We start from the raw sequence: 5,964 nt of genomic DNA, 5'->3' as shown, positions 1-5,964 counted from the left end.
AGCCGGACGGCGCCCAGGCGACCGACGGGAGCGCGGGCGCGCCGCCGTCGCCCTCGCGAGCCGGCGACGAGCGCGCCGCGCGGACGAGCGGCGACCGGCCGCCGGCCCGCTGGGACCGCCCCCGGACGTGGCCGTGGTGGGCCCAGGCGCTGGGCGTGTACGCGGTCGGGCGGCTCTTCACGACGATCGCGCTGCTGGTGGTGGCGCGCTCGCAGGACGCGTCCGGCTGGGCCGGCGCGCACCCGTCGTACTGGGAGTTCACGGGGATCTTCTGGGACGCGGACTGGTACCGCCAGGCCGCGGAGAACCTCTACCCCGCCGAGCTGCCCCGCGGCGAGGACGGCCTGGTGCAGCAGAACGTGTGGGCGTTCTTCCCGCTGTTCCCCCTGCTCGTGCGCGCGCTCATGACCGTGACCGGCGGCCCGTGGCAGGTCGTCGCGCCGCTGACCGCGACGGTGCTCGGCGCGGTCGCCGCCGTGGTGGTGCACCGCCTCGTCACGGAGGGAGCGCCGCGCGCCGTCGCCGCGCGCCCCGGCCTCCCGCTGGCGACCGTCACCCTGCTGGCCGTCTTCCCGACCTCCCCGGTGCTGCAGGTGGGGTACACCGAGTCGCTCGCGCTGCTCCTCGTCGCGCTCGCCCTGCTGACGCTCGTGCGGCGGCAGTACCTGCTGTGCGGGCTCGTCGTGGTGCTGCTCGGCTTCACGCGGGCCGTCGCCCTGCCGATGGCCGTCGTCGTCGGCGTGCACCTGCTGGTCCGGTGGTGGCACGCGCGGCGCGGGGAGGACCGCCTGGCGTCGCGCGACGTCGGCGGCCTGCTCGTGCTGGGCGGGGCGGCGGTCGTCTCGGGCGTCGCGTGGCCGACGATCTGCGGCTGGGTGACGGGCGTGCCGGACGGGTACCTGCAGACGCAGGAGGCGTGGCGCGGCGTGCGGGAGGTGACGCCGTTCGGCGCGTGGGGCTACGTGTCGCAGTTCTGGTTCGGCGACCGCGCGCCGTGGGTGCTGCTCGCGGCGTTCGCCTTCGTCGCCGCCGTGCTCGTCGTCCCGGCGGCCTGGCGGCTCGGGCGCGAGCTGCACGCGTGGTCCGCGGCGTACGTGCTCTACATCGCGGCGGTCGTCGAGCCCGGCAGCAGCATGGCGCGCTTCCTGCTGCTCGCGTTCCCGCTCGGCGCCGTGACGGCCGGTGTCGTGACCCGGCCGCCGGCGGCCCGGCGCCTGTGGCTCGCGGGTGTCGTGGTGCTCATGCTCGTCCTCCAGCTCGTCTGGATCTGGAACTTCTGGCGGCTCACGCCCCCGACGGGCTGGCCGCCGTGAGCCCGCGCCGCCGTCCTCGCGCGGTCCCGCCGCTGCTCAGGGGAGCCGCGTCGTCCCCGTGAACTAAGATGGTCGTCGGACCACCGGCCGGCCGCGCTTGCGACCGGGCCCGGCAGCACCGCCCCCGGCGGCGCGCCGGCCGCCGCCGGACGCACGAGACCTGAAGGAGAGGCCCGCATGGCCGCGATGAAGCCGAGGACCGGCGACGGACCGCTCGAGGTGACCAAGGAGGGCCGCGGCATCGTCATGCGTGTCCCGCTCGAGGGCGGTGGACGGCTGGTCGTCGAGCTCAACGCGACCGAGGCCGCCGAGCTGGGCGAGGCGCTCACCTCCGTCGCGTCCTGACCCCAGGCCGCGCCGGCATGCCGCGCAGCGCGCGTCGCGACCCCGACGAGACGCGCCGTCCGCCCGAGGTCTCCCTCACGGGCGGCACGGTCGCGACCTCCGACGTCCTGCTCGACGCGTCGGCGGACCTGCTCGCCGTCCCCCTCGCCCCGGGGCGCGCGGGCGACGACGGCCCGGCGCCTCGCGAGGGCACCGCGCAGGCGGCGGCGCGGTACGGCATCGACCTCGGCGAGATGGCCGAGCGCCAGCGCCTGACCGGCGCCGCGGGCGAGATCTCCGTGCTCCAGCTCCCGCGGCCCGTCGGGTCCGTGGTGGAGCTCCCGTGGACGGGCCTGCCGCCTCGTCTTGCCCTCGTCGGCGTGGGCCGAGGCACCCCGGCGGAGCTGCGCAAGGCCGGTGCCGCGCTGGCCCGGGCGTCGCGCGGCCTGCGGTCCGTCGTCACGACCGTGGGGGCCGACCGGACCTTCACGGCGTCGCAGCAGGCGGCCGCGGCGCGCGCCGTCGCCGAGGGGTACCTGCTCGCCGCGTACGTGCCGCCGACCGAGGCCGCGACGCCGCCCGCGCAGCCCGCCGCCGACCTGGTCCTGCTGGGCCGCGACGGCACGCGCGCCACCGCGGCCGTGGAGGCAGCCCGGGCGGCCGCGTCGGCCACGTGGCTGGTCCGTGACCTCGCGACGACCCCGGCGAGCACCAAGACCCCCGAGTGGCTCGCCGACCGTGCGGTCGCGCTCGCCCGGCGCGCCGGCCTGCGCACCCGCGTGCTCGGCCCCCGCGAGCTCGCGGCGGGCGGCTTCGGCGGCATCCTCGCCGTCGGCGGGGCCTCCGCGTCTCCGCCGCGCCTCGTCACCGTCAGCTGGGAGCCGCCGACGTCGGACGACGGCCGGCACGTCGTGCTCGTCGGCAAGGGCATCACGTTCGACACCGGCGGGCTCTCGATCAAGCCGCGCGAGCCCATGGTCGCGATGAAGACCGACATGGCGGGGGCGGCCGTCGTGCTGGCCGCCGTGCTCGCCGCGGCCGAGACGGGCGTCCGGCACCGCGTCACCGCGGTCCTGCCGCTCGCGGAGAACCACGTCGGGGCCGCGTCCTACCGCCCGGGCGACGTGGTCACCGTCCACGGCGGCACCACGGTCGAGGTCACCAACACCGACGCCGAGGGGCGCCTGGTGCTGGCGGACGCCCTGGCGTGGGCCGACGCGGCGCTCGACCCGGACGTGCTCGTCGACGTCGCCACGCTGACCGGCGCGGCGGGGGTCGCGCTCGGCCGCCGGCACGCCGCGCTCTACGGCGACCCCGCGCTCGTCGTCGGGCTGGAGGAGTCGGCCCGGCGGACGGGCGAGCTCGTCTGGCACATGCCGCTCGTCGCCGACTACGAGGAGGCGCTGCGGTCCGAGGTGGCCGACGTGCGGCAGGTCGCGCACGACCCCGACGTCAAGGCCGGCTCGATCGTCGCGGCACTGTTCCTGCGGCGCTTCGCCGGGGCGCGTCGCTGGGCGCACCTCGACATCGCCGGCACCGCGCGGGCGACGAAGGACGCGGACGAGGTCACGGAGGGCGCCACCGGCTACGGGGCGCGCCTGCTCCTGGACTTCCTCACCGAGCTGCGCTGAGCGTCCGCGCGACGCGACGGACGGTGGCCGGGGCGATCAGCGCCGGACCGCCACCAGCAGGCCGTCGCCCGCAGGCAGCAGCGCCGGCAGGAGCTGCTCGTGGTCGCGCACCGTGCGGCCCACCTCGCGGATGACGGTCGTCGTCTCGTCGCGGCGCGCCGGGTCCGGCACGCGGTCGTGCCAGAGCGCGTCGTCGACCGCGAGCACGCCGCCCGGACGCAGCAGCCGGACCGCCTGCTCGACGTACCCCGGGTAGCTCTCGGTGTCGGCGTCGACGAACACCAGGTCGTAGGCGCCGTCGGTGAGGCGGGGGAGCACGTCGAGCGCGCGGCCCGAGATGGTGCGCGTGCGCGTGCTGCGGACCCCGCGCTCCGCGAACGCCTCCTTGGCGGCGCGCTGGTGCTCGACCTCGATGTCGATCGTGGTGAGCACGCCGTCGTCCGGCATGCCGCGCAGCAGGTACAGCGAGCCGACGCCGGCCCCCGTCCCGATCTCGACGGCCGCCCGCGCGCCGACCGCGGCGGCGAGCACGCTCAGCGCCGCGCCCGCACCGGGCAGGACCGGTGCGCAGCCGAGCTGGGCGGCGCGCTCGCGCGCGCGCAGCAGGACGTCGTCCTCCTCGACGAAGTCCTCGCAGTAGACCCAGCTGTTGGCCTTGTCGGTGGAGATGGTCGCCTCCTGTGCGCGCTCCGGGAACCTGCCGGTCAGCGTAGACCCGGCGGCGGCGCGGCCCCGGGTGGCGCGCGGCGCCCGGGGGCGCGGGCGCGCGGAACTTCGGGCGGCCGGACGGCGTTGGGAACGACGAGCGTCCCGGCGCCCGGCGGGCACGCCGGAGGCGGCGGCGACCACGATTCGTGGTGGCCGGTGCGACCTGGGACACTGGATGCCCGGCAGGACACCGCACGACCGACGGCAGGAGCGCCCTCCACGATGACCACGACCCCGCAGGCCACCCCGTGGCAGGCACCCTCGTGGGAGCAGATCGTCCGGGAGCACTCCGCGCGCGTGTACCGGCTGGCCTACCGCCTCACCGGCAACCGGCACGACGCCGAGGACCTCACGCAGGAGACGTTCGTCCGCGTGTTCCGCTCGCTGGACTCCTTCACGCCCGGCACGTTCGAGGGCTGGCTGCACCGCATCACGACGAACCTCTTCCTCGACCAGGCGCGCCGGCGCCAGCGCATCCGCATGGACGGCATGGGCGACGAGGCGGACCGGTACGCGTCCGCGGACCAGCTCGGCGCGCCGGAGCGGGCCTACGAGCACGGCAACCTCGACCACGACGTGCAGCGGGCGCTCGACGAGCTGCCCCCGGAGTACCGCGCCGCCGTCGTGCTGTGCGACATCGAGGGTCTGTCGTACGAGGAGATCGCCCGGACGCTCGACATCAAGATCGGCACCGTGCGCTCGCGCATCCACCGCGCCCGCGCGCGCCTGCGCGTCAGCCTGGAGCACCGCGCCCCGGCCGAGCGCGGCGCGGCGGAGCCGTTCCCGTTCGCGGACGACGCACCGAGCGAGCTGCAGGCGGCGCCGTGACGCACCTCGGCTCGTGGGTCAGCGCGCTCGCGGACGGCCAGCTCACCGGGCCGCAGCGCGAGCGCGCGCTCGCGCACGTGGCGGCCTGCGACCAGTGCGCGGCCGAGCTCGCGGCGGCCCGCGAGGCCCGCAGCGCTCTGGCCTCGTGCGCGGACGTCAGCCCGGCCCCCGACCTCACCGCCCGCCTGCTGTCCGTCGCGCCGCCCGAGCCGCAGGGCACGGCGCGTCCCGCCGACGCCGACCCGTTCCGGGTGCCGCGCAGCGACCTGTCGCAGTACGAGCCGGTCGGCGGGTTCGTCCGGCGGACGTGGTCCTCGCGCACGGGCTCGCCCCTGCGGGGGGAGGTCGCGCCGCGGCGCCTGCCGGTCCGGCTGGCGGTCGGGTCCGTGGCGGGCGTCGGCGCGGTGGCCTCGATGCTGTTCGTGCTGGGGGCGCGGCCGGACGTCGTGCCGGTGAGCCACCCGGGCAGCGACCTGTTCCTGCTGGGTCAGGCGCCGGCCGCGGGCCTCGTCACGCCGGCGCAGGACGAGACGACCAGCGGCACGTGGGCCGCGAAGCAGGGCTGGACGGTCCCCGACGCGCTGCCCGCCGGCTGGACGGTGACGGGCACGCGGTGGTCGCAGGACGGCACCGTGCTCGAGGTCGACCTCACCGGTCCCTCGGGCGTCGCGGTGCTGACGGAGCAGCAGGGCCGGCTGGCCGACGACGTGATCCGGGACGCGCAGCGCTCGGAGCTCGGCGGCCGGGAGGTCGTGGTGCTCTCGACCGAGCCGTGGCACGTCGCGTGGCAGACCGGCTCGTGCGTCGTGCAGGTCGTGACGACGCACGGCGGCGATCTCGACGCGCTCGTCGCCGCGTTCCCGACGAGCGACTACGCCGACGACGTGCCGACGCGGCTCGCGCGCGGCTGGTCGACGGTGTCCGAGGTGCTGGACCGGCCGTGAGCGACGACGCGGGGGAGCGCCCCCAGGACCAGCCGTCCGGCACGCCGCGCCCGGACGCCCCCCCGGCCGCCCCGGCCGCGCCCCCGTCGGACACGCAGCCGCTGCACGTGCAGCAGTCGACGACCCAGCCCCTGCCGCCGTTCGCGACCCCGTCGGGATCGCGGCCGCTGCCGCCGACGCCCGAGCACCGTGCGCCGACGGGCTCGTCGCCGGCCG

At 77.3% G+C, this 5,964-nt stretch carries 6 protein-coding genes and 1 pseudogene; 6 read left to right on the top strand and 1 reads right to left on the bottom strand.

Annotated features, from left to right (window positions below; translation table 11 throughout):
- The 3 genes from HGCM_RS16215 to HGCM_RS00560 form a co-directional block, all read left to right on the top strand.
- Positions 1 to 1,313 (top strand): putative hexosyltransferase (locus HGCM_RS16215; protein ID WP_019134953.1); only part of this gene is annotated, 1,313 nt, incomplete at its 5' end.
- A 177-nt stretch (positions 1,314 to 1,490) separates the two neighbouring features.
- Positions 1,491 to 1,658 (top strand): DUF3117 domain-containing protein, encoded by a 168-nt coding sequence (locus tag HGCM_RS18970; protein ID WP_019134952.1) that lies wholly within the window; start codon positions 1,491 to 1,493, stop codon positions 1,656 to 1,658.
- Between the two features lie 17 nt (positions 1,659 to 1,675).
- Entirely contained in the window at positions 1,676 to 3,268 is a 1,593-nt protein-coding gene (locus tag HGCM_RS00560) for a leucyl aminopeptidase family protein (protein ID WP_019134951.1), read from the top strand.
- Positions 3,269 to 3,304: 36 nt separating this feature from the next.
- On the opposite strand, the gene HGCM_RS00555 is transcribed toward HGCM_RS00560, so the two are convergent.
- The gene (locus HGCM_RS00555; protein WP_026075153.1) at positions 3,305 to 3,937 is read right to left on the bottom strand and encodes an O-methyltransferase; all 633 of its coding nucleotides are present in this window, start codon (positions 3,935 to 3,937) and stop codon (positions 3,305 to 3,307) included.
- Positions 3,938 to 4,198: 261 nt separating this feature from the next.
- On the opposite strand from HGCM_RS00555, the gene sigE reads away from it, so the two are divergent.
- The 3 genes and pseudogenes from sigE to HGCM_RS20225 form a co-directional block, all read left to right on the top strand.
- The gene (sigE, locus tag HGCM_RS00550; RefSeq protein WP_019134949.1) at positions 4,199 to 4,804 is read left to right on the top strand and encodes an RNA polymerase sigma factor SigE; all 606 of its coding nucleotides are present in this window, start codon (positions 4,199 to 4,201) and stop codon (positions 4,802 to 4,804) included.
- Positions 4,801 to 5,748, top strand: a complete 948-nt coding sequence (locus HGCM_RS00545; RefSeq protein WP_026075152.1) for an anti-sigma factor — start codon at positions 4,801 to 4,803, stop codon at positions 5,746 to 5,748. Before sigE ends, HGCM_RS00545 begins: the two co-directional genes overlap by 4 nt.
- Positions 5,745 to 5,964, top strand: a pseudogene (locus HGCM_RS20225) (hypothetical protein); the annotation flags it as partial. The gene HGCM_RS00545 and the pseudogene HGCM_RS20225, both read left to right, overlap by 4 nt.

The organism is Cellulomonas massiliensis JC225, assembly GCF_000312005.1.
Taxonomy (GTDB): domain Bacteria; phylum Actinomycetota; class Actinomycetes; order Actinomycetales; family Cellulomonadaceae; genus Cellulomonas; species Cellulomonas massiliensis.
The sequence above is the reverse complement of the archived record's forward strand: the minus strand, read 5'-3'. Positions and strand labels throughout refer to the sequence as shown.